The following is a 21,300-nucleotide window of genomic DNA, read 5'->3' as shown; positions in this document are numbered from 1 at the left end:
CGTCGCACCAACGCAGGAAGTACAAGATGCCGAAGATCAAGGTCGAAAACCCCGTTGTCGAGCTCGACGGCGACGAGATGACCCGCATCATCTGGCAATGGATCCGCGAGCAACTGATCCTGCCCTATCTCGACATCGATCTTCGCTATTACGACCTCGGCATGGAAAGCCGGGATGATTCCAACGACAAGATCACGGTTGATTCCGCCAACGCGATCAAGGAGTTCGGCGTTGGCGTGAAGTGCGCCACGATCACGCCGGACGAAGCCCGCGTGAAGGAATTCGGGCTGAAGCGGATGTGGAAATCGCCCAACGGCACCATCCGCAACATCCTGGGCGGCGTGGTGTTCCGCGAACCCATCGTCATCAAGTCCGTGCCGCGCCTTGTGCCGGGCTGGACCGATCCGATCGTCATCGGCCGCCACGCCTTTGGCGATCAGTATCGCGCCACCGATTTCAAGGTGCCCGGCCCCGGCAAGCTGACCATGCGCTGGGAAGCGCAGGATGGTTCGAGCGTGATCGAGGAAGAGGTGTTCGAATTCCCGTCGTCCGGCGTCGCCATGGGCATGTACAACCTTGACGACAGCATCCGTGATTTCGCCCGCGCCTGCCTGAACTATGGCCTGGATCGCGGCTGGCCGGTCTATCTGTCGACCAAGAACACCATCTTGAAAGCCTATGATGGCCGCTTCAAAGATCTGTTCGAAGAAGTTTACACCAATGATTTCAAGGCTCAATATCGCAAGGCTGGCATCATTTACGAACATCGCCTGATCGACGATCTGGTCGCCTCCGCCCTGAAATGGTCGGGCAAGTTCGTCTGGGCCTGCAAGAATTATGACGGCGACGTGCAGTCGGACATGGTTGCCCAAGGCTATGGCAGCCTCGGCCTGATGACCAGCATCCTGCTGACGCCCGATGGCAAGACCGTGGAAGCCGAAGCCGCGCACGGCACCGTGACTCGCCATTATCGCATGCACCAGGAAGGCAAGCCGACCAGCACCAACCCGATCGCCAGCATTTTTGCCTGGACCGGCGGCCTGAAGCATCGCGGCAAGCTGGATGGCACGCCGATGGTGACGAAATTTGCCGAAACGCTGGAGCGCGTTTGCGTCGAAACCGTGGAATCGGGCGCGATGACCAAGGATCTGGCCCTGCTGATCGGCCCGGATCAGGCCTGGATGACCACGGAGAAATTCTTCGAAACCGTGCGCGCCAACCTGGATGCAGCCATCGTCAAAGGTTTGTAACGACTGGGGCCTTCAGGCCGCACTTGCCCTCCCCTGCCTGGCCCGCCAATAGACGGGCAACGCAGGGGAGAGTGACATGCCGTATTTCGCCATCAACCGCCGGCAGTTGCTTGCTGGCACCGCAGCTGCTGCCTTTGCCGGGCCGGCACTTGCCCAGCCGAACCCCGATGCGCAACTGCTCGGCCTGTTCGATGCGATGTTTGCCGAAGGCATCGCCGCTTCACCAGAACGCGCCACAGCGCTGGGGCTGGATACGGGCGCCAATACCGGCCTGAAATCGCAGCTTTCCGATTACAGCCGCACCGGCCGCGCTGCCGATCTGGCCCGCGCCAGCAGCCAGCTTGACCGGCTGCGCGCTATCCCTGCCGACGCCCTTTCCCCCGCTCGCCGGCTCGATCGCGACGTGGTTGAATATGATCTGTCGCGCCGCGTGATGAACGAAACGCGCTTCGGCTTCGGCAGCGCCGGCGGCAATTTCGCACCCTATGTGCTCACCCACAGCGAAGGCGCCTTTCGCGAGGTGCCCGGGTTCCTGGAGAACCAGCACCGGGTGACAAACAGCGACGATGCCGAGGCCTGGCTGGCTCGCCTGTCCGCCTTTGCGGGGGCGCTTGATCAGAACACGCAACGCCTGCGCGAGGAAGCAGCGAACGGCGTGGTGCCACCGGCCTTCCTGCTCGATCTGGCGCTGCCGCAGATGCAGCGCCTGCGCGTCACGCCAGCAGGGGAGACAGTGCTGGTGGCCGCCCTCACCCGCAAAACGGTGGCCGCCAATATTGCCGGCAATTGGGGCGGCCGCGCGCTTGAAATCGTGGAGAAGCAAGTCTTCCCTGCCCTTGATCGCCAGATCGCCGCGGTTACCGCCCTGCGCGCCTCGGCCACGATGGATGCCGGCGTGTGGAAGCTGCCCGAGGGCGCTGCTTATTACGACGCGGCGGTCAAATCCTCGACCACGACCGATTATACAGCTGAAGAGGTGCACCTGCTTGGTCTTGCCCAGGTTGCTGATATTTCGAGCCAGCTTGAGGTGCTGCTGAAGGGCCAGGGCCTGACTCAGGGCACGGTGGGCCAGCGGCTGGTGGCGCTGAACGAGCGCCCGGACCAGACCTATCCCAACACCGATGCCGGCAAGGAAGAGCTGCTGAACGAACTGCGCAGCCATGTCGCCGCCATGTACCCGAAACTGGAACGCCTGTTCATCAGCCAACCCAGATCGAAGCTGGACGTGAAGCGCGTGCCGCTGGCCATCCAGGAAGGTGGCGCCGGGGCCTATTATCAGGCCGGCACCCCCGATGGGATGCGCAACGGCACCTTCTTCATCAACCTCACCGACAGTTTCGATCGGCCCAAGTTTGGCCTGCCCACCGTGACCTTCCACGAAGGCGTGCCCGGCCACCATTTCCAGGTGATGCTGGCGCTGGAAAGCCCCGATGTCCCGCCGATCCGCCGCCGCGCCGGCTACAGCGCCTATACCGAAGGCTGGGCGCTCTATGCCGAAACGCTCGCAGACGAAATCGGTTATTACGAGGGCAACCCGCTGGGCCGCATCGGCTATCTGCAAAGCCTGTTGTTCCGCGCCACGCGGCTGGTGGTCGATACCGGCATCCACCACAAACGCTGGAGCAAGGATCAGGCGATAAAGTATATGGTGGATACCACCGGCTTTGCTCGCGGCCGTACCACCCGCGAAATCGTACGCTATTGCGCGGCACCGGGCCAGGCGTTGAGCTACAAGATCGGCCACACCAAGTGGCTGGCGGTGCGCGAAATGGTAAAGGCCAAGCAGGGCCCGGCCTTCGATATTCGCCAGTTCCATGAAATACTGCGGTTGGGCGCCATGCCGCTTGTGCTGTTCGAGCGGGAAGCGCTGCGCCGCGCCTGAGGCGTGACATCCCGCGCCGCAGCCGCCATGGTAGTCAAATGGCACTCAACCTCGACAGCTCTGCCTTCAAGGACATGGTGCTGGTGCTGGGCGCAACCGGGCTGGTGATTCCGGCCTTTGCCGCGCTGCGCATCTCGCCGGTGATCGGCTTCATCCTGATCGGTGTGGCGGCCGGGCCGTTCGGGCTGGTGCAATTGCCGGGGCTGGACTGGCTATCCCTGTCCAATCCCGAAAGTCTGGGTGCCCCGGCCGAACTAGGGGTCGCGCTGCTGCTGTTCGCGCTGGGGTTGGAACTCAGCCTTGATCGCATCCGCACCATGCGCAGCCTGATTTTTGGTCTGGGCAGTCAGCAGATGCTGCTGTGCGCCGGCCTGATCGGCGCGGCGCTCTATGTCGCTGGCCTGCCACCCGTCGCGGTGGCGGCAATGGCTGCGGCGCTGGCGCTGTCGTCCACCGCGGTAGGCCTGCAACTCCTCTCCGCCAGCGGGCGGATCAACAGTCAGGCGGGGCGCAAGGCGCTGGGCGTGCTGCTGTTTCAGGATCTGGCCATTGCACCAATGCTGCTGTTGATCGGCGCCGCATCCGTTCAGGGCGGGGGCGGCAATTTTGGTCGCAGCCTGATCATCGGCGTCGGCGCGCTGATCGGCATCGCGCTGTTTGCCCGCCACATCGTGCCGCCGCTGTTCCTGCAAGCAGCACGTACCCGCCGTTCCGAACTGTTCCTTGCTGCCGCACTCGTCGTGCTGATCGGCTCGGCCGCCACCGCTGCCGTGGCCGGCCTGTCACCCGCCGTGGGTGCGCTCACTGCCGGCCTTATGCTCTCCACCAGCGACTATCGCCGCCAGATCGAAGCCGCAATCCAGCCGTTTGAAGGCCTGCTGCTGGGCGTGTTCCTGATCTGGGTGGGCAGCGGCCTCGATCTAGGGGCCATCGCGGCCGATCCGTGGCCAGTGCTAGCTGGAACTGCCGCCGTGCTGGCGGTGAAGTGCGCCGCGGTCTATGCGCTGCTGCGCCTGCGCGGCACAAGGCGCGGTGTGGCCGGCCATATCGCGCTGCTGCTGGCCAGCCCGTCCGAAACCAGCCTGATCGTGCTGGGCGCGGCCGTCGCCTCGCTCACCCTTGCGCTGGCGCCGCTGCTTGGCCTGGCGGGCGCGCGGCTGGAGGCCCAGAGCAACGAAGACCATCAAGAACCGGCGCCGGAAGCCGCCGAGCAACAGACCGTGATCATCGGCTATGGTCGCGTTGGCCGGCTGGTGGCGCAGATGCTGGACATGCACGGCCAGCCCTGGCTGGCGGTCGACAGCGATCCCGACGAGGTCCAGCGCTTGCGCCGCGCCGGCAAGCGCGTGGTCTATGGCGATGCCCGTCGCCCGGAACTGCTCGATCGCCTGAAGCTTGAAAATGCCAAGGCGGTGGTGCTCACCATCGACGACATGCGCATGCTCGATCTTCTGGTGCGCCGCATCCGCGCCAGCCACCCCGAGCTGTGCATCGTGGTGCGCGCCCGCGATGCCGAACATGCCGGCGCGCTTTATGGTGCCGGGGCCACCGATGCCGTACCTGAAACGGTGGAAAGCAGCCTGCAACTCGCCGAAGCCGTGCTGGTGGATCTGGGCGTCGCGATGGGTCCGGTGATCGCGTCGGTGCACGAAAAGCGTGACGAGCTGCGCACGCAGATAAAGGGCAGTGGTGCGATCCTCAAACGACCGCCGTTGCGCACCCTGCGGCGCGGGCCAGCCAGTGGCGATTAGTCCGGCTTCTTCCAGCCCATGATGAGGAAATTCGGCACCCGGTTGTAACGGTCGCGCTTGTCGGCCGGGCCGCCCGTGGCCGGCGGTTCATCGAAATGGGTCAGCAACAAGCCGTGGCAAAGCAGCGCCTGCATGTAGCGTTTCAGCGGTCGGTGGTGATTGATGATGTCCACCCCGCGCCAGGCGGTGCGGCGCGGGCGCTCTTCCAGATATTGATCGATGGGGAAGCTCGGCTCACCGATCAGCGGCTTCACCCAGCCCAGGTGCACGGCGGCGGTATTGAAGCCCGTCAGGTTGGCAATCAGCAGATGCCCGCCGGGCCGGATCGCGGCGACGATGCGCGCCAGCGCGGCATCGAGATCGGGCATGTCGATGAGCGAGAGATAGCAGACCGCCATGTCGTAGCCGCCGGGTTCGACCGCCATCGTTTCGGCAGACTCCACCCGGTAATCACCGTCCGGGTGCAGCGCCTGTGCCTGCGCGATCAGCGTGGCCGCCGGATCGACGCCGGTGGTGGCAACGCCGCGCTCCGCCAGCATCCGGCAGAAGCGCCCTTCCCCGCAGCCGACATCCAGCACCCGTGCCGGGGCCAGTTCATCCACCAGTGCCAGCATCGGCGCATCCAGCACATGCATGCGGCCAAAATCGCCGCTGTCGCCCTGGATGGCGATCCACGCCGCTGCCGAAGCCTCCCAACCTGCCGCCATGCTCGCCCCCTTCGTTGCCGGGCGGCGGGCTTTGGACGGTCAGGCCGGCAAGGTCAAGGCTGCCGGGTCAAACGAGGGCGGCTTTCACGGCAGCAATGGCATCGGCTGCCTTGTCGGCATCGGGGCCGCCGGCCTGGGCCATGTCGGGCCGGCCACCGCCGCCCTGCCCACCCAGCGCTGCGGCTGCTACCCGCACCAGATCCACTGCCGAACGCGTCGCGATTAGATCGTCGGTCACACCCACCGCCACGCTGGCGCGGCCGTCGTTCACAGCAACAATGGCGACAACGCCGCTGCCCAGCGCCTGCTTGGCTTCATCCACCAGCCCGCGCAGCGCCTTGGCTTCCAGCCCATCGAGCACCTGGCCCTGGAACTTGATGCCGTTCACCATTTCGGGGCCGGCCTTGGCGCCAGCGGGGCCAGCGAGGGCCAGCGCCTTCTTCGCATCGGCCAGTTCGCGCTCAAGCCGCTTGCGCTCATCGATCAATGTGGCAAGCCGCGCCGGCACTTCTTCCGGGCGCGCCTTGATGGCGGCCGCGGCTTCCAGCAGCAGGGCTTCACGATCGTTCAGCCATTCGCGCGCAGCGATGCCGGTCTTACCCTCGATGCGGCGCACACCGCTGGCGACGGCGCTTTCGCTGGTGATCTTGAGCAGGCCGATATCGCCAAGCGCTTCGGCATGGGTGCCGCCGCACAGTTCCACCGAATAGGTGTCGCCGCCGTCGTCGGCGCCCATCGACAGCACGCGGACTTCCTCGCCGTACTTTTCACCAAAAAGCGCCATGGCGCCGGCTTCAATGGCGGCATCCGGCGTCATCAACTTGGTCGAAACCGGGCGATTGCCGAGGATCTGGGCGTTCACATCAGCTTCCACCTGCGCCAGTTCCGCCGGCGTCATCGCCTTCTGGTGCGAGAAGTCGAAGCGCAGATAATCCTCGCCGACGTAAGAGCCCTTCTGCGTGACATGCGTGCCCAGGCGGCGACGCAGCGCGGCATGCAGCAAGTGGGTGGCGCTGTGGGCGCGGCGATGGGCACCGCGCTGCGGCGCATCCACATCCAGCTTCACCACGTCGCCCACCGCCAGCGGGCCGGCGGTCAGTGTCACATCATGCAGGTGCAGCTTGCCCAGCGCTTTGCGCGTGTCAGCCACGCGCGCGGTCAGGCCATCGCCCCAACTGATGCTGCCGCCGTCGCCGGCCTGGCCGCCGCTTTCGGCATAAAAGGGCGTCTGGTTGGTGACGACGACGATCTTGTCGCCGGCATTGGCGCTGTCGATCTGCTGGCCGTCCTTCACCAAGGCAACCACCTTGGCTTCGCCGGTCAGGCTGGAATAGCCGGTGAATTCGCTGGCGCCTTCGGCTTCGACAATGTCGAACCATACCGCAGCGTCCTTGGCTTCGCCGGAACCGCTCCACGCGGCGCGGGCCAGGCGGCGCTGTTCGGCCATGGCCGCATCGAAACCGGCACGATCAACCGCAATGCCACGCGCCCGCAGCGCGTCTTCGGTCAGATCATAGGGGAAACCGAACGTGTCATAGAGCTTGAAAGCGACATCGCCGGGCAGCGTGCCGCCAGTCGTCAGCTTGGCGGTCGCGTCCTCCAGCAGGCCCAGCCCACGCTCCAGCGTCTGGCGGAAACGGGTTTCTTCCAGCTTCAGCGTTTCCTCGATCAGCGCCTGCGCGCGGCCGAGCTCCGGGAAGGCCTGGCCCATGGTCGCCATCAGTGCGGGCACCAGCTGGTGCATCAACGGCTCCTTGGCGCCCAACAGGTGCGCGTGGCGCATGGCGCGGCGCATGATACGACGCAACACATAGCCGCGGCCTTCGTTGGCCGGCAAAACGCCATCGGCCACCAGGAAACCAGACGAGCGCAGGTGATCGGCAATCACTCTGTGCGATGCGCGGGCTTCGGCGGTCGTGGCCTTGCCCACCTTGTCTTCGCTGGCGGCGATCAGCGTCTTGAACGTATCGGTATCATAATTGTCGTGCACGCCCTGCAGAACGGCGGCGATGCGTTCCAGGCCCATGCCGGTATCGATGCTGGGGCGCGGCAGGTTCAGGCGGGTATCGCGATCGACCTGCTCATATTGCATGAACACCAGGTTCCAGATCTCGACGAAGCGATCGCCATCCTCATCCGGGCTGCCGGGCGGGCCGCCGGGGATGTGATCGCCGTGATCGTAGAAAATTTCCGAACAGGGCCCACAAGGCCCAGTATCGCCCATCGACCAGAAATTGTCGTTGGTGGCGATGCGGATGATCTTTTCGTCGGGCAGGCCAGCGATCTTCTTCCACAGATCGGCGGCTTCATCGTCGGTGTGATAGACGGTGACGCACAGGCGATTCTTGTCCAGGCCCCACTCGCGGGTGAGCAGATCCCAGGCGAGCGTGATGGCCTGTTCCTTGAAATAATCGCCGAACGAGAAATTGCCCAGCATTTCAAAGAAGGTGTGGTGGCGGGCGGTGTAGCCCACGTTATCCAGATCATTGTGCTTGCCGCCGGCGCGAACGCACTTCTGGCTGCTGGCCGCCTGCGTGTAGGGGCGCGTCTCAAGGCCGGTGAAGACATTCTTGAACGGCACCATGCCGGCGTTGACGAACATCAGCGTCGGATCATTTTGCGGCACAAGCGGTGCCGAGGGCACGACCATGTGGCCCGCCTTGGCGAAATGATCGAGGAAGCTGCGGCGGATGTCGTTGGACGAGATCATGGGATGAGCGCTTAACGCCCGATGCGGCCAGCGTAAAGGCCAGCGTCCACGGCTTCGCTCAAGCGCGGGCTGTCACCACCCAGACGGCGCCGGGCAGTTCCACCCGGCCATCGGCCAGAAATGGCTGCAGCGCGGCCGCCAAACGGGGCTTGGCCACATCGCCGATCCCTGCATCCCGCACCACACGCGCCGCCGGGCCGATCTTCAGATTGAACGATACCGCATCGGCAATCGGATCATCACCGCCGCCAACCAGCATGGCAAAGGGCAGGCTGTGAAAGGCCATATCCTGCCAGCCTGCCGCCTCCAGCATGGTCGCCACCCGCGCGGCGTCGGCGAAGGCGAAGGGGCCAGGCGCATGGGGATCGGCCGGCGGTTGGGCGGGGAGCAGATCGGCCAGCGCCGTCATCGGCAGCGTCGCCCAAAGATTGCGCGCGGCGGGCTGCCAGCAGGCAAACACCAGCCGGCCGCCGGGTGCGGCCAAGCCGTGGAGATGAGTGAAGGCAGCCTGCGGATCGGCAAAGAACATCACGCCAAAGCGCGACAGGATGAGATCGAAACCACTTTCATCCGCCCAGGCCGACGCATCGGCGGCAATGAACTCGGCCTCGGACAGCAAGGCTTCGGCACGAGTCCGGGCGCGGGCCAGCAACGGCTCGGATATATCGAGGCCGCTGGCATGGCCACCCTCCCCCACCACGGCATCCACGGCCAGCGTGGTCTCGCCAGCGCCGCACCCGATATCGAGCACCAGTTCGCCGGGCTGCGGGCTGGCGGCGGCCAGCAGGGCAGCGGTGACGGGGGTGAGCGCCAGGTCCATGCGTTCCTGCATCTGCACCCAGATGTCCCCAACCTTGCCGTTCCAATAGTCGATCTGTTCGGCGTTGCTCATCGCGGCGAGGCCCCTGCTTGTTTTCGTGATTCGGATGTGGCGACAGATGCGCTTGCGGTCAATCGGCCGCGCTTGACGCGATGCCGCCGCCGATTACCGTTGCGTCATGCGTGCGCTTCTCTGTTTCCTCTCGATCATGTCTGCCAGTGCCGCTCTGGCCCAGCCAGTGCCGGCCGACACCATGACCGTCACTGCCGAACGGCTGAGCCGTGGCGCCCTGCGGGCACAGGCGTCGAAATTCATGCGGACAGCGCTGGCCGACACGCGAAACGGCCAGAATGCGCGCTGGTTCACGCCGCTGTGCCCCGTCGCGCTTGGCGTGGAGGAGCGGGTGGGCCGGCTTTTCACCAGCCGGATTGCCGATGTGGCCCGCCATGTCGGGTTGAAGCTGGCCGGCGGGGATTGTGATCCCAATATCGCCGTGGTCTTCACCCGGGATGCCCGCGCGCTGGTGCGAACAGTGAACCGCCGGCAGAATGGTGCTCTCGATGCGCTTCCCGGGCCGGAACGGGCGTTGCTGAAATCGCCGACACTGCCGGTGCGCTGGTGGCATTTCACCGCGCCGGAAAGCGGGGATGGCAAGCCATTCAGCCCAGGCCCGCTGGGATTGGGCGCCAGCGCCAGCGGCCTGCCGGGCGAAATCACCTACAACAACAATGCCCGTGCCTCGCGGCTTGACCAGCCATCGCGCGTCGGCATCACGGGCGCAGTGATTGTGGTGGACATTGATCGCATTGGCACGGTGTCGATGGCGGCGCTCACGGACTATGTCGCGCTGGTTGCGCTGTCGCGCCTGCGGATGAATGCCCGCGAACGGCCAGAAGGCAGCATCCTGGCGCTGTTCGAACCCGGCGCACCGCGCTTTGACGGGCTGTCCGAGCAAGACGAGCGCTTCATCGAAGCCATGTACGGCAGCCGCGCCACGGTGGATGGCTGGCGACAGCGGGCAGATATGGCGGGGCGCATGGCCGATGCCGCTGCGGAACCGGTGAAGGCAAAGCCCACGTTGCCGCAGTAATGGCTGGCAACAAAAAAGGGCGGCCATTTGATTGGCCGCCCCTTCTTCGTGGGAACTGATTGTCCGAAACTCACATCTCGTCGTCACCGCTGTCGTCGTCAGCCGAGGGACCAACCAACAGCGCCTCAGAAATACCGGCCGCGTTGTCACGGATGATCTTCTCGATCTTGACCGTGGTTTCCGGGTTTTCCTTCAGATACTTCTTGGCGTTCTCGCGGCCTTGGCCGATGCGAATGCTGTCGTGGCTGAACCAGGCGCCCGACTTATCGATCACCCCCGCTTTCACGCCGAGATCGAGAATCTCACCGATCTTGGAGATGCCTTCGCCATACATGATGTCGAATTCGACCTGCTTGAACGGCGGCGCCACCTTGTTCTTCACCACCTTCACCTTGGTGGTGTTGCCCACGATATCATCGCGATCCTTGATCTGGCCGGTGCGGCGAATATCGAGGCGGACGGAAGCATAGAATTTCAGCGCGTTGCCGCCGGTCGTGGTTTCCGGGTTGCCGTACATCACGCCGATCTTCATGCGCAGCTGGTTGATGAAAATCACGAGGCAGCGCGAGCGGCTGATCGAGCCGGTCAGCTTGCGCAAGGATTGGCTCATCAGGCGAGCCTGAAGGCCAACGTGACTGTCACCCATTTCGCCTTCGATTTCAGCGCGCGGCACCAGCGCGGCGACCGAATCGATCACCAGCACATCGATGGCGTTGGAGCGCACCAGCGTATCGACGATTTCCAGCGCCTGTTCACCGGTATCGGGCTGCGAGACGATCAGTTCGTCGATGTTAACGCCCAGCTTCTTGGCATAGACCGGGTCGAGCGCATGTTCGGCATCGACAAACGCCGCGGTGCCGCCGTTCTTCTGCGCTTCGGCGATGGCATGCAGTGCCAGCGTCGTCTTTCCCGAGCTTTCCGGGCCATAGATTTCCACGACACGGCCACGCGGCAGGCCGCCAATGCCGAGCGCGATATCAAGACCGAGCGAACCGGTGGAGATCGCCTCCACCTCCATCGCGTCGCGCTGGCCCAGTTTCATCACCGAGCCCTTGCCGAATGCACGGTCAATCTGGGCCAGGGCCGCTTCCAGAGCTTTTTGCCGATCCATTCCCGATTCCACCACTTTAAGAGCAGATGCCATGACCCGAACCCTTCCCTGAAGCCGCTGTCGATATTCGTCAACGGGTTTTGATGTACACCAATTGTTCTTGGTGAACAAGAGGGGAACAGAAGGCGGAGAAATTCGTTCGTTCAGCTCTTCAATGGCTGCGCGGTGGCGATTGCTGAAACGAGCTCAGCCAAGGCGAAGGGCTTAGCCAAAAAGCGGATTCCGCGCGCATCGGCTTCACGGTGGCGCGGCAGTTCGGCATAGCCCGACATCAGCACGATGCCCATTTCCGGCCACATCCGGGCGGCTTCGAAGGCGAGTTCTACGCCGTCGATGCCGGGCATCATCACATCGGACACCAGAACGTCGAACGTTTGCCCGTCGCGCAATATGGCCAGCGCCACCATGGCATCGCCGGCGGTGGTGACCACACAACCCTTGCGTTCGAGGCCGCGGGCAAACACCGCACGCACCGAAGGTTCGTCTTCCACCAGCAGCACGCGGCGGCCTGCGGCAACCGGTTCAGGCGGCACTTCCACCACGGCGCGATCGGCCACGACGGCCGCCGGCTGCGGCCGGCCCGGCAGATAGAGCGAAAAGGTGGTGCCGCGCCCGCCGGGCCCCGGCTTGGCAAAGATATAGCCATCCGATTGCTTGACGATGCCATAGACGGTGGACAGGCCCAGGCCCGTGCCCTGCCCTTGCGGCTTGGTGGTGAAAAAGGGTTCGAAAATCTTGGCCGCAATATCGGGCGGTATGCCGCTGCCGGTATCGCTGACATCGATGGAAACGAAATCGATGGCCGGCATCATGGCGTGGCCGAGCGCGGCCACATCCCGGCGCAGCACATCGGCGATGCTGATCACCAGCCTGCCGTTGCCTTCCATGGCATCGCGGGCGTTGACAGCCAGATTGACGATCACCTGTTCCAGCTGGCCCGGATCGGCCCGCACGAAGAACAGCCCTGGCGGCGCTGCGATATCCAACTCGATCGCCGGGCCGAGCAATTTGGTCAGCAGCGGCCGCAGCCCCTCCACCAACTCTCGCACACACAGAAGTTGCCGATTCTGCGGCTGCTGGCGAGCGAAGGCAAGCAACTGCGCCACCAGATTGGCACCGCGCTTGCCGTTATGCAGGATCTCGGCAACCGCATCATGTTCGGGGCCGGAATCGGGAAAGCGTTCCAGCAACTGTTCGGCATGGCCCAGGATGGCCGTAAGCAGATTGTTGAAATCATGCGCCACCCCGCCGGCAAGCTGGCCCACCGCCTGCAGCCGGGTGACAGCGGCAACCTGCGCTTCCAGCCGCATCTGTTCGCGGATGTCACGCATCACCACCAGAGCCGAGGCGCCATAACCCGGAGGCGTGGACATCACGTTGATATCGCGCACTTCGTCGGGGCGTTCCGCCAGCGCCAGGCGCAGCACCTGCGGTTCGCCGCCAGCCAGCACATCGGCAACGGCGCGGGACAACATGCCGGCATCATCGCCCACCACCATCGCTTCCGGGCGCATGCCGGGGCGCCAACCGGTGCCGGCGGTGGCCTGCATGGCATCATTGCCGGTAACGATGCGGCCCGAGGAATCGAGCAGTGCCAGCGCAATCGGCAGGTTCATCAACAGCGTGCCGATCCACGGGCTGGCCAGCCCTTCGGCATAGGGCGCAGGCCAGGCAGCTTGGACGGGCTGGAAATGCATCCAGTCGTTCACGGCTGCAGGGGCGGTGGGTTCAGTTATAGCGCTGCTCCGTCCAGGGATCGCCCTCGTTGTGATACCCTCGTACCTCCCAGAAGCCGGGTTTGTCCACGGCCAGAACCTCGATGCGGGTAAGCCATTTGGCCGATTTCCAGAAATACCAGCGCGGGATGATCGCCCGGACCGGGCCACCATGATCGCGGGGAAGCGGCACGCCATCATGGGCGTGGGCGATCAGGCAATCGTCGCCCGCGAAACACTCCAGCGTGATGTTGGTTGTATAGCCATCGGCGCCGTGCAGCACGACAACATTGGCATTGGGCAGCGGCTGCACGACACTGAGCAGATGACTGGTGGCAACGCCCGACCAGCGATTGTCGAAGCGTGACCATTGGGTGACGCAATGAATGTCCGACACATCCTCCACCTGCGGCTGCGCCTGATAAGCCGCCCAATCCCAGCTGATCGGATTGGCCACGGCACCGTCGACGGTGAGCCGCCAATCAGTCTTGGCGATATCGGGTTTCACGCCCAGATCGAGCACCGGCCAGTTGGTGACAAGGCGCTGGCCGGGCGGCAGGCGGTTGGCGTGTTCGGGATCGCGTTCGCCGGTCAGCAGGCGGCGGCTTTCCGCCCAGGCCTGCTTGATGGCGATCAGCTTTTCCCGAACGCCTCCAGCTTTGCCTTCTGCCATCAGCCGCGATCCCGCATCAGCCGGGCCTTGTCACGCTGCCAGTCGCGTTCCTTCGACGTTTCGCGCTTGTCGTGCAGCTTCTTGCCCTTGCCCAGGGCAATTTCGATCTTGGCGCGGCCGGTGCCGTTGAAATAGATCGACAGCGGCACGATCGTCATGCCCTGCCGGGTCACGGCGGTTTCCATCTTTTCGATCTCGCGGGCGTGCAGCAGCAGTTTGCGCGGCCGCTTCGGCTCGTGATTGAAGATATTGCCGTGGCTGAATTCCTGGATGGTGGCGTTGATCAGCCACATCTGGCCATCCTTCACCTCGGCAAAGCTTTCGGCGATGCTGGCCTGGCCCTTGCGCAGCGATTTCACCTCGGTGCCGGTCAACATGATGCCGGCTTCCACCACGTCTTCGATGAAATATTCGAACCGCGCCCGCCGGTTTTCGGCGACCGTCTTCACTTTCACGCCAACGGCTGGTTTCGGACGTGCCATCAGATGAGGCCGGCGTGCACCAGCGCGGCATCGACGGCGGCCTTCGACGCGGCCGATGGCTCGGCGATCGGCAGGCGCACTTCAGTGCCCATACGGCTGAGACGACTCAGCGCATATTTGGTCGGGCCGGGCGAGGCATCGCTGAACAGGGCGGCGTGCAGCGGCTGCAGCCGATCATTAATGGCCAGTGCGGCAGCATAATCCCCCTTCAACGTCGCTTCCTGCATCTGGGCGCACAGCTTGGGCGCAACGTTGGCGGTGACGGAAATCGCCCCCACCCCGCCCTGCGCGTTGAAGCCCAGCGCCATGTCGTCATTGCCCGAAAGCTGGATGAAATCGGCACCACACGCCAGGCGCTGCTGCGCCACGCGGGCGATGTTGCCGGTGGCATCCTTCACGCCGATGATGCGCGGCAGTGCGCTGAGCACCGCCATCGTTTCCACAGACATGTCCGCTACGCTGCGGCCGGGGATGTTGTAGATGATGATTGGCAGCGTGGTGGCATCGTGCAGCGTGGTGAAATGGGCGATCAGGCCGGCCTGGCTCGGTTTGTTGTAATAGGGCACGACGATCAACGCGGCATCGGCGCCCACCTTCTGCGCGTGCGCCAGGTGCGCCAGCGCGGTGCGCGTGTCGTTGCTGCCGCAGCCGGCGATCACCGGCACGCGCTTGCGCGCCACCTCAACACAGGCGGTGATCACCGCATAATGTTCATCATGGGCCAGCGTGGGGGATTCGCCCGTGGTGCCGACTGGCACCAGGCCATGGCTGCCTTCGGAAATCTGCCATTCCACATGCGCGGCAAAGCCATCCAGATCCACCACGCCATTTTTGAACGGGGTGACCAGCGCCGGCATTGATCCTGTGAAGGGACGTCCATTCATTGCCTGTTCCTCTGCCGCACCTTATCACAGGCGGCATGTATAGAGAGCGCAATAGAAGCGGCTGGGCTGCCCTGTCCAGCATATCGGTGGTAATGGCCGCCCCCGTCGCGGCGCAAACGCTCGATGCGGCCACCATCGCGCGCTATCAGGCGCGGCTGGCCGACAATGAAAGCGGACGCTTCAACCAGCTTTCAGGCGCGCCGCTGTCCGGCGCACAGGCGGTGCCGGTGCTGGACGAAGTGGTGACCTGGGACCGCCTGCGGCGCGAAGCCTACAGGGCAAGCTTCAGCGAATATGCCGCCTTCCTGGCCGGCCATGCTGATTGGCCCGCGGCCACCACCATCCGCCGACTGGCCGAACGCAGCATCACCGACGAGACGCCGGCCGATCAGATCGTGCGCCATTTCGCGCGCGTGGCCCCGCTCACCGCCGACGGCAAATGGCGCCACGCCGAGGCGCTGGCCGCCAGTGGGCAGGCCGCCACGGCCGCCACCTGGGCGCGGGATGCCTGGGATTCGGCCGGGCTGGATGAGGTGCAGGAAACCCGGCTGCTGGCGCGGTTCGGGGAACGCCTGCGCGCCGAAGATCATGCCAGCCGCATGGACCGGCTGTTGTGGGCCGATCGCATCACGCCGGCAGGGCGCATGCTGGCCCGCGTCGATACCGATACCCGCCTGTGGGCGCTGGCTCGCATCGCCTTTAAACGCAATGCACCCGATGTGGCCGCCCGCATGGCCGTGGTGCCGGATCGCCTGCGCCGTGAAGCCGGCTTGGTACTGGACGAAGCGCAATGGCTGATCCGCCAGAGCCGCGCTGCCGAGGGCCACGCCCTGCTGTCCGGGCCGGCGACGCCGCGCGTGGCCGGCGGGCTGCTCAGCATCGGTCTGGAAAGCTGGCTGAAGACGCGGCTCGATATCGGCCGGGCCTTGTGGCGCGCGGGCAATCTGACAAGCGCCCGCGCCGTGCTGGCCGGGCACGGGTTGGATGCCGCACGCATGGCGTCGCGGCCGGTGGCGGAACGCTCGGCACTGCTGGATGCGGAGTGGCTGGCCGGCTGGATCGCCCTGCGCCGCCTGAACCAGCCGGCGCAAGCGCTCACCCATTTCCGCAATGCCCGCGCTGTGGCGCAAACGCCGATCAGCCAGGCGCGCGGCGATTACTGGGCTGGGCGCGCCGCAGAAGCCGCCGGCCAGCGGGAACAAGCCCGGCCGTATTTCGCCGCCGCGGCCCGCCATCCGGATTATTTCTATGGCCAATTGGCCAGCGAGCGGTTGGGCCAGCCGCTGTCGCTGGCCAATCGCCCGCTTCCCGCTCTTGATGCAGTGACTGCCGGCAATTTCCGCGCCGAAGGCCGTGTGCGCGCCGTGTTTGCACTGGCCGACATTGATCGCGGCCGCCAAACCACATTTCTGAAGCAACTCGCCGATACCGCCGAAACCCCGGAGCGTGCCGCGCTGGTGGCAGGGCTGGCCGGGCCATTGAACCGCCCCGATGCCGGGGTGCATGCCGGCAAGGCGGCGCGCGGTACGGCCGAGCTGGCGTTGATTTCCGTGGCCTTTCCGGTTTTGCCGCTGCCCGAAAATCTCAGCGCCCGCTTCACCATCATCCACGCCATCACACGGCAGGAAAGCCAGTTCGACCGCACGGCACGTTCCAGCGCCAATGCGCTGGGCCTGATGCAGCTGGTGCCGGCCACCGCCGCCGAACAGGCCCAGAAAATGGGCCTGCCCGCCAGCCCGGCCAGCCGGTTGACGCAGGACCCGGCGTGGAACGTCACGCTGGGCAGCGGCTTCATCGAACGGCTGCGGGCCAGTTACGGTGGCTCAGCACCGCTGGCGGTGGCGGCCTACAACGCCGGGCCGGGCAATGTGCGGCGCTTCATTGCCCAGAACGGCGATCCCAGGAACGGCGACATCCTCGACTGGATCGAGAGCATCCCGTTTGCGGAAACCCGCAACTATGTGCAGCGCGTGCTGGAAAATGCCGTGGTCTATGAAACGCTTTATCCCGACCGGGCGGTCACGAAAGGCCCCAACCGGCTGAGCGAGTGGTTGGGCAAGAGCACGCCGGGCTGAAGCCGCCCCCGTCACCCCGGCGAACGCCGGGGCCCATCGCCCGCCTGTGCCATCAAGCAAGCTGGTGGGAACTGCGAGAGATGGGCCCCGGCGTTCGCCGGGGTGACGCGGAAGCTTAGTCGAGCTTCTTCCCCAGCGCCTTCTCCGCAATCTTCACCAATTCCGCATCCGGCTCCGGCCAGCTGAGGTCCACGCCTGCGCCCAGCGCCTCGCAGATCAGTTCCAGGCTGCGCACACGCGCCCATTTCTTGTCGTTGGCGGCCACCACGTGCCACGGCGCGTGCGACGGGGAGCATTCACGGAACATGTCATGGTAAGCGGCCATGTAATCCGCCCTCTTTGACCGGTTGTGGTAATCATCCGTGCCGGTCTTCCAGCGCTTCCACGGGGTCTTGATCCGCTCTTCCAGGCGCTTGTCCTGCTCGGCCTGCGTGGTGTGCAGGAAAATCTTCACCAACCGCACGCCGTCGGCCAGTAGCAGCGACTCGAACTCGTTGATTTCCTTGTAGGCCTCGCGCCAGCGTGGTTCCGGCGTGAAGCCATCCACCCGCTCCACCAGCACCCGGCCGTACCAGGTGCGATCGTAGATCGAGATTTCGCGATTGCCAGGCAGCCGTTGCCAGAAGCGCCAAAGATAATGCCGCGCAGCTTCCTCACGGGTCGGCGCTGAAATCGACCAGACCTTGCAGAAGCGCGGATCGAGCGTCGAGACCATGCGCGAGATCAGCCCGCCCTTGCCAGAGGCGTCCCAGCCTTCAATGGCAACGATGCCCTTCAATCCGTGCGCGATATAGGCGGCCTGGATCAGCTCCAGCCGGTGCTGAAGGGCCTCCAGCTGCGTTTCATAATCGCCGCGCGGCAGATCATGATCGACTTCGAAATCGGCGAGATTGTGTGGGCTCATGGCCGGCAGGCTGGCAGCCCGCCGGCATGGAGGCAAGCCCCGCTTAGTCGACGATGCGGATGTGCAACTCGCGCAGCTGCTTCAGCGTCGCCGGCGCCGGCGCATTCATCATCAGGTCTTCGGCCTTCTGGGTCATCGGGAACACGATCACTTCGCGGATGTTGGGTTCATCCGCAATCAGCATCACCATGCGGTCAACACCCGGCGCCGAGCCACCGTGCGGCGGCGCGCCAAACTTGAAGGCGTTGATCATGCCAGAGAAGTTCGCGTCCACCTGCTCCTGGGTGTAGCCGGCGATTTCGAACGCCTTGTACATGATGTCCGGACGGTGGTTGCGGATGGCGCCCGACGACAGTTCCACACCATTGCAGACGATATCGTACTGGAATGCCTTGATGGTCAGCGGGTCCTGGGTCTCCAGCGCTTCCAGTTCGCCCTGCGGCATCGAGAACGGGTTGTGGCTGAAGTCGATCTTCTTGGCGTCTTCGTCGTACTCGAACATCGGGAAATCGACGATCCAGCAGAATTTGTACGCATTCTGCTCGATCAGGTTCAGTTCCGTGCCGATCCGGGTACGGGCCAGGCCGGCCAGCTTGGCGGCCTGGGCTTCCTTGCCGGCGGCGAAGAAACAGCCATCATCCGGGCCAAGGCCGAGCGCGTCATACAGCGCCAACATGCCGGCTTCGCCATGGTTCTTGGCGATAGGGCCGCCGAACTCGCCGCCCTTGCGGGTGACATAACCGAGCCCGGCATAGCCTTCGCTGCGCGCCCATTCGTTCATGTCGTCGAAGAACTTGCGGCTCTTCTCGGCCGTGCCGGGCGCCGGGATGGCGCGCACGACATTGCCGCCTTCGACCATCTTGGCGAACAGGCCAAAGCCCGAACCGACAAAATGGCTGCCGACATCGCTGATGATGATCGGGTTGCGCAGGTCGGGCTTGTCGTTGCCGTACTTCAGCATCGATTCCGCATAGGGAATGCGCGGGAAGGCGCCCTTGGTAACCGCCCACGGATCGCGGCCGCCGAAGCCGGAGAACTCCTCGAACACGCCGGCCAGCACGGGTTCGATGGCAGCGAACACGTCTTCCTGGGTGACGAAGCTCATCTCGAAATCGAGCTGGTAGAATTCGCCCGGGCTACGATCAGCCCGCGCATCTTCATCGCGGAAGCACGGCGCGATCTGGAAGTAACGGTCGAACCCGGCCACCATCAGCAGCTGCTTGAACATCTGCGGCGCTTGGGGAAGCGCATAGAATTTGCCGGGGTGCACCCGGCTGGGCACCAGGTAATCGCGCGCGCCTTCCGGGCTGCTGGCGGTGAGGATCGGCGTCTGGAATTCCATGAAGCCCTGATCGATCATGCGGCGGCGCAGCGACGAAATCACGTTGCTGCGCAGCATGATGTTCTGATGCAGGCGGTCGCGGCGCAGATCGAGGAAGCGATATTTCAGGCGGATATCCTCGGGATATTCGGCCTCGCCCGCCACCGGCATCGGCAGTTCATCGGCGGTGGACTGGATGGTGATTTCCTTGGCGCGCACTTCCACTTCGCCCGTGGGCAGCCGGCTGTTGATCGCACCGGCCTCACGCAGCACAACCTCGCCCACGATGGTGACAACCGATTCCACCCGGATCTTGTCCAGCACCGGGAACGCCGGCGACGACGGGCCGGCCACGATCTGGGTCAGGCCATGGTGATCGCGCAGATCGATGAACAGCACCCCGCCATGATCGCGCTTGCGGTGAACCCAGCCCGACAGTTTCACTGTCTGGCCAGCATCGGCGGCGCGCAGGGCGGCGCAGTTATGGGTGCGATAAGCGTGCATTTTTCCGTGTTCCGGCAACTTTGTTTTGAAGGGCGGCTAGCACACGTCATTCACCGCTTTGTCAAGCGGCGAGATTGGAGTAACGGGCCCCATGCTGATTCATCCGCTGGTGACGGACACCGCGACTCTCGAACAACTCTGCGCCCGCTGGGCTACCGCTGATTTCGTCGCGGTGGATACCGAGTTCATGCGCGAGAGCACCTATTACCCCGATCTGTGCCTGGTGCAGGTGGCCTGCCCGAACGAAGCCGCCGCCATCGATCCCAAGAGCCCCGATCTTGATCTGGCACCGCTGCTGAAGCTGCTGGTGGAAGAACCGGTGCTGAAGGTGTTCCACGCCGGCGGGCAGGATCTGGAAATCATCTACAACCTCACCGGCAAGACGCCGCAGCCGCTGTTCGACACACAGATTGCCGCCATGGCGCTGGGTCTGGGCGAACAGATTGGCTACACCAACCTGGTGGCGGCCTACGCCAACATCCAGGTGGATAAGGGCGCCCGCTTCACCGATTGGGCCCGCCGGCCGCTGAACGATCGCCAGATCGATTATGCCATCGGCGATGTCACCCACCTCGCCCGCCTGTTCCCCCGGATGGTGGACAAGCTGCGCCGCACCGGCCGCGGCGAGTGGCTGGACGATGAAATGGCGCGCGCGTCCGATCCCGCCACCTATGCCAATGATCCGGAACGCGCCTGGCTGCGCCTGCGTCTGCCCAGCCGCAAGGCCGATGTGCTGGGCCGGCTGAAGGCGCTGGCGCGCTGGCGCGAACTGGAAGCGCAAGACAAGGATGTGCCGCGCGGCCGCATCGTGAAAGACGAAACACTGGCCGATCTCGCTTCCTCCCCGCCCCGCGCCCAGGCCGATCTGGCCAAGGTGCGCGGGCTTTCGGCGGCGTGGGGCGGCAATGCCATCGGCGCACGGCTGATGGCAGCGCTGGAAGACGCGCCGCCGCTGGAGGCCGATGAAATGCCGGCGCGCGAGCCGCAGCGTCCCGGCCTGTCGAGCGAAGGCGCACTGATCGCCGATCTCTTGAAGCTGCTGCTGAAGATCCGCGCCAAGGAAGCCGGCGTGGCGCCGCGCCTGATCGTGCGTGCCGATGATCTGGAACTGCTCGCCGCCGGCCAGCGCGATGGGCTCGACATGCTGCGGGGCTGGCGGCACGATATCTTCGGCGCCGATGCATTGGCGCTGGTCGAAGGCCGGCTGGGCTTTGCCGTGACCGATGGCAAGCTCAAGATGAGCCAGTTGAGCGGCGATTAGAGCGGCTTCCGACCAATCTGGATCAACGGCACGGCGCTGAATTCGGTTCGTGGCAAGGAGTGAGGAGGGGGCGATGCCTTTAGCATCGTAACCGACGATCAACGCAGCCATGAACCGAATTCAGCCCGCCCCGTAGGGGTCGCCGAAGGCGATTACGCTG

Annotated in this window: 16 protein-coding genes; 6 read left to right on the top strand and 10 right to left on the bottom strand. The window is 64.7% G+C overall.

What is annotated here, in order from left to right:
* Positions 1 to 26: 26 nt before the first annotated feature.
* From RT662_RS15760 to RT662_RS15750, 3 genes are all read left to right on the top strand, one after another.
* On the top strand, positions 27 to 1,250 hold the full coding sequence (locus RT662_RS15760) for an NADP-dependent isocitrate dehydrogenase (protein ID WP_313671640.1): 1,224 nt from the start codon (positions 27 to 29) through the stop codon (positions 1,248 to 1,250).
* A 76-nt stretch (positions 1,251 to 1,326) separates the two neighbouring features.
* Positions 1,327 to 3,132 (top strand): DUF885 family protein, encoded by a 1,806-nt coding sequence (locus tag RT662_RS15755; protein WP_313671639.1) that lies wholly within the window; start codon positions 1,327 to 1,329, stop codon positions 3,130 to 3,132.
* Positions 3,133 to 3,170: 38 nt separating this feature from the next.
* A complete protein-coding gene (locus RT662_RS15750; RefSeq protein ID WP_313671638.1) occupies positions 3,171 to 4,883 on the top strand; it encodes a cation:proton antiporter in 1,713 nt (570 codons plus the stop codon).
* Here the strand turns inward: RT662_RS15750 and RT662_RS15745 are convergent.
* The 3 genes from RT662_RS15745 to RT662_RS15735 all read right to left on the bottom strand — a co-directional run bounded on the left by RT662_RS15745 (position 4,880) and on the right by RT662_RS15735 (position 9,192).
* Positions 4,880 to 5,590 carry a class I SAM-dependent methyltransferase gene (locus RT662_RS15745; protein ID WP_313671637.1) on the bottom strand — a complete coding sequence of 237 codons (711 nt, stop codon included), beginning with the start codon at positions 5,588 to 5,590 and terminating at the stop codon, positions 4,880 to 4,882. The genes RT662_RS15750 and RT662_RS15745 overlap by 4 nt on opposite strands.
* 67 nt (positions 5,591 to 5,657) lie before the next feature.
* A complete protein-coding gene (gene alaS, locus RT662_RS15740; protein ID WP_313671636.1) occupies positions 5,658 to 8,300 on the bottom strand; it encodes an alanine--tRNA ligase in 2,643 nt (880 codons plus the stop codon).
* A 58-nt stretch (positions 8,301 to 8,358) separates the two neighbouring features.
* Complete coding sequence (locus RT662_RS15735; RefSeq protein WP_313671635.1) at positions 8,359 to 9,192, bottom strand: methyltransferase domain-containing protein; 834 nt, start codon at positions 9,190 to 9,192, stop codon at positions 8,359 to 8,361.
* Positions 9,193 to 9,298: 106 nt separating this feature from the next.
* Here RT662_RS15735 and RT662_RS15730 point away from each other — a divergent pair, with 106 nt between their 5' ends.
* On the top strand, positions 9,299 to 10,210 hold the full coding sequence (locus tag RT662_RS15730; RefSeq protein ID WP_313671634.1) for a hypothetical protein: 912 nt from the start codon (positions 9,299 to 9,301) through the stop codon (positions 10,208 to 10,210).
* Positions 10,211 to 10,280: 70 nt separating this feature from the next.
* Here the strand turns inward: RT662_RS15730 and recA are convergent, their stop codons facing one another.
* The 5 genes from recA to dapA form a co-directional block, all read right to left on the bottom strand.
* Positions 10,281 to 11,354 (bottom strand): recombinase RecA, encoded by a 1,074-nt coding sequence (gene recA / locus RT662_RS15725; protein WP_313671633.1) that lies wholly within the window; start codon positions 11,352 to 11,354, stop codon positions 10,281 to 10,283.
* 110 nt (positions 11,355 to 11,464) lie between these two features.
* Positions 11,465 to 13,030 (bottom strand): ATP-binding protein, encoded by a 1,566-nt coding sequence (locus RT662_RS15720; RefSeq protein WP_313671632.1) that lies wholly within the window; start codon positions 13,028 to 13,030, stop codon positions 11,465 to 11,467.
* A 19-nt stretch (positions 13,031 to 13,049) separates the two neighbouring features.
* Positions 13,050 to 13,709 (bottom strand): sulfite oxidase-like oxidoreductase, encoded by a 660-nt coding sequence (locus tag RT662_RS15715; RefSeq protein WP_313671631.1) that lies wholly within the window; start codon positions 13,707 to 13,709, stop codon positions 13,050 to 13,052.
* Positions 13,709 to 14,191, bottom strand: coding sequence for an SsrA-binding protein SmpB (gene smpB / locus RT662_RS15710; RefSeq protein ID WP_313671630.1), 483 nt, complete (start codon positions 14,189 to 14,191; stop codon positions 13,709 to 13,711). The genes RT662_RS15715 and smpB overlap by 1 nt, the downstream gene beginning before the upstream one ends.
* The gene (gene dapA, locus RT662_RS15705; RefSeq protein ID WP_313671629.1) at positions 14,191 to 15,075 is read right to left on the bottom strand and encodes a 4-hydroxy-tetrahydrodipicolinate synthase; all 885 of its coding nucleotides are present in this window, start codon (positions 15,073 to 15,075) and stop codon (positions 14,191 to 14,193) included. Before dapA ends, smpB begins: the two co-directional genes overlap by 1 nt.
* A gap of 92 nt (positions 15,076 to 15,167) precedes the next feature.
* Here dapA and RT662_RS15700 point away from each other — a divergent pair, with 92 nt between their 5' ends.
* Positions 15,168 to 17,150: a lytic transglycosylase domain-containing protein gene (locus tag RT662_RS15700; RefSeq protein ID WP_313671628.1), complete on the top strand. Its 1,983-nt coding sequence runs from the start codon at positions 15,168 to 15,170 to the stop codon at positions 17,148 to 17,150.
* A 115-nt stretch (positions 17,151 to 17,265) separates the two neighbouring features.
* Here the strand turns inward: RT662_RS15700 and RT662_RS15695 are convergent, their stop codons facing one another.
* Positions 17,266 to 18,054 carry a polyphosphate kinase gene (locus RT662_RS15695; RefSeq protein WP_313671627.1) on the bottom strand — a complete coding sequence of 263 codons (789 nt, stop codon included), beginning with the start codon at positions 18,052 to 18,054 and terminating at the stop codon, positions 17,266 to 17,268.
* A gap of 43 nt (positions 18,055 to 18,097) precedes the next feature.
* Positions 18,098 to 19,879: an aspartate--tRNA ligase gene (gene aspS / locus RT662_RS15690; RefSeq protein ID WP_313671626.1), complete on the bottom strand. Its 1,782-nt coding sequence runs from the start codon at positions 19,877 to 19,879 to the stop codon at positions 18,098 to 18,100.
* A gap of 91 nt (positions 19,880 to 19,970) precedes the next feature.
* On the opposite strand from aspS, the gene rnd reads away from it, so the two are divergent.
* The gene (gene rnd / locus RT662_RS15685) at positions 19,971 to 21,140 is read left to right on the top strand and encodes a ribonuclease D (RefSeq protein WP_313671625.1); all 1,170 of its coding nucleotides are present in this window, start codon (positions 19,971 to 19,973) and stop codon (positions 21,138 to 21,140) included.
* Positions 21,141 to 21,300 lie beyond the last annotated feature (160 nt).

It is taken from the genome of Sandarakinorhabdus sp. (assembly GCF_032115815.1).
In the GTDB taxonomy this organism is placed as follows: domain Bacteria; phylum Pseudomonadota; class Alphaproteobacteria; order Sphingomonadales; family Sphingomonadaceae; genus Sandarakinorhabdus.
The sequence above is the reverse complement of the archived record's forward strand: the minus strand, read 5'-3'. Positions and strand labels throughout refer to the sequence as shown.

What these genes read in the sequence shown, in the direction of transcription:
- RT662_RS15760 (WP_313671640.1), top strand. Translation starts at nt 27, where the DNA reads ATGCCGAAGATCAAGGTCGAAAACCCCGTTGTCGAGCTCGACGGCGAC.
- RT662_RS15755 (WP_313671639.1), top strand. Translation starts at nt 1,327, where the DNA reads ATGCCGTATTTCGCCATCAACCGCCGGCAGTTGCTTGCTGGCACCGCA.
- RT662_RS15750 (WP_313671638.1), top strand. Translation starts at nt 3,171, where the DNA reads ATGGCACTCAACCTCGACAGCTCTGCCTTCAAGGACATGGTGCTGGTG.
- RT662_RS15745 (WP_313671637.1), bottom strand. Translation starts at nt 5,590, where the DNA reads ATGGCGGCAGGTTGGGAGGCTTCGGCAGCGGCGTGGATCGCCATCCAG.
- alaS (WP_313671636.1), bottom strand. Translation starts at nt 8,300, where the DNA reads ATGATCTCGTCCAACGACATCCGCCGCAGCTTCCTCGATCATTTCGCC.
- RT662_RS15735 (WP_313671635.1), bottom strand. Translation starts at nt 9,192, where the DNA reads ATGAGCAACGCCGAACAGATCGACTATTGGAACGGCAAGGTTGGGGAC.
- RT662_RS15730 (WP_313671634.1), top strand. Translation starts at nt 9,299, where the DNA reads ATGCGTGCGCTTCTCTGTTTCCTCTCGATCATGTCTGCCAGTGCCGCT.
- recA (WP_313671633.1), bottom strand. Translation starts at nt 11,354, where the DNA reads ATGGCATCTGCTCTTAAAGTGGTGGAATCGGGAATGGATCGGCAAAAA.
- RT662_RS15715 (WP_313671631.1), bottom strand. Translation starts at nt 13,709, where the DNA reads ATGGCAGAAGGCAAAGCTGGAGGCGTTCGGGAAAAGCTGATCGCCATC.
- smpB (WP_313671630.1), bottom strand. Translation starts at nt 14,191, where the DNA reads ATGGCACGTCCGAAACCAGCCGTTGGCGTGAAAGTGAAGACGGTCGCC.
- dapA (WP_313671629.1), bottom strand. Translation starts at nt 15,075, where the DNA reads ATGAATGGACGTCCCTTCACAGGATCAATGCCGGCGCTGGTCACCCCG.
- RT662_RS15700 (WP_313671628.1), top strand. Translation starts at nt 15,168, where the DNA reads ATGGCCGCCCCCGTCGCGGCGCAAACGCTCGATGCGGCCACCATCGCG.
- RT662_RS15695 (WP_313671627.1), bottom strand. Translation starts at nt 18,054, where the DNA reads ATGAGCCCACACAATCTCGCCGATTTCGAAGTCGATCATGATCTGCCG.
- aspS (WP_313671626.1), bottom strand. Translation starts at nt 19,879, where the DNA reads ATGCACGCTTATCGCACCCATAACTGCGCCGCCCTGCGCGCCGCCGAT.
- rnd (WP_313671625.1), top strand. Translation starts at nt 19,971, where the DNA reads ATGCTGATTCATCCGCTGGTGACGGACACCGCGACTCTCGAACAACTC.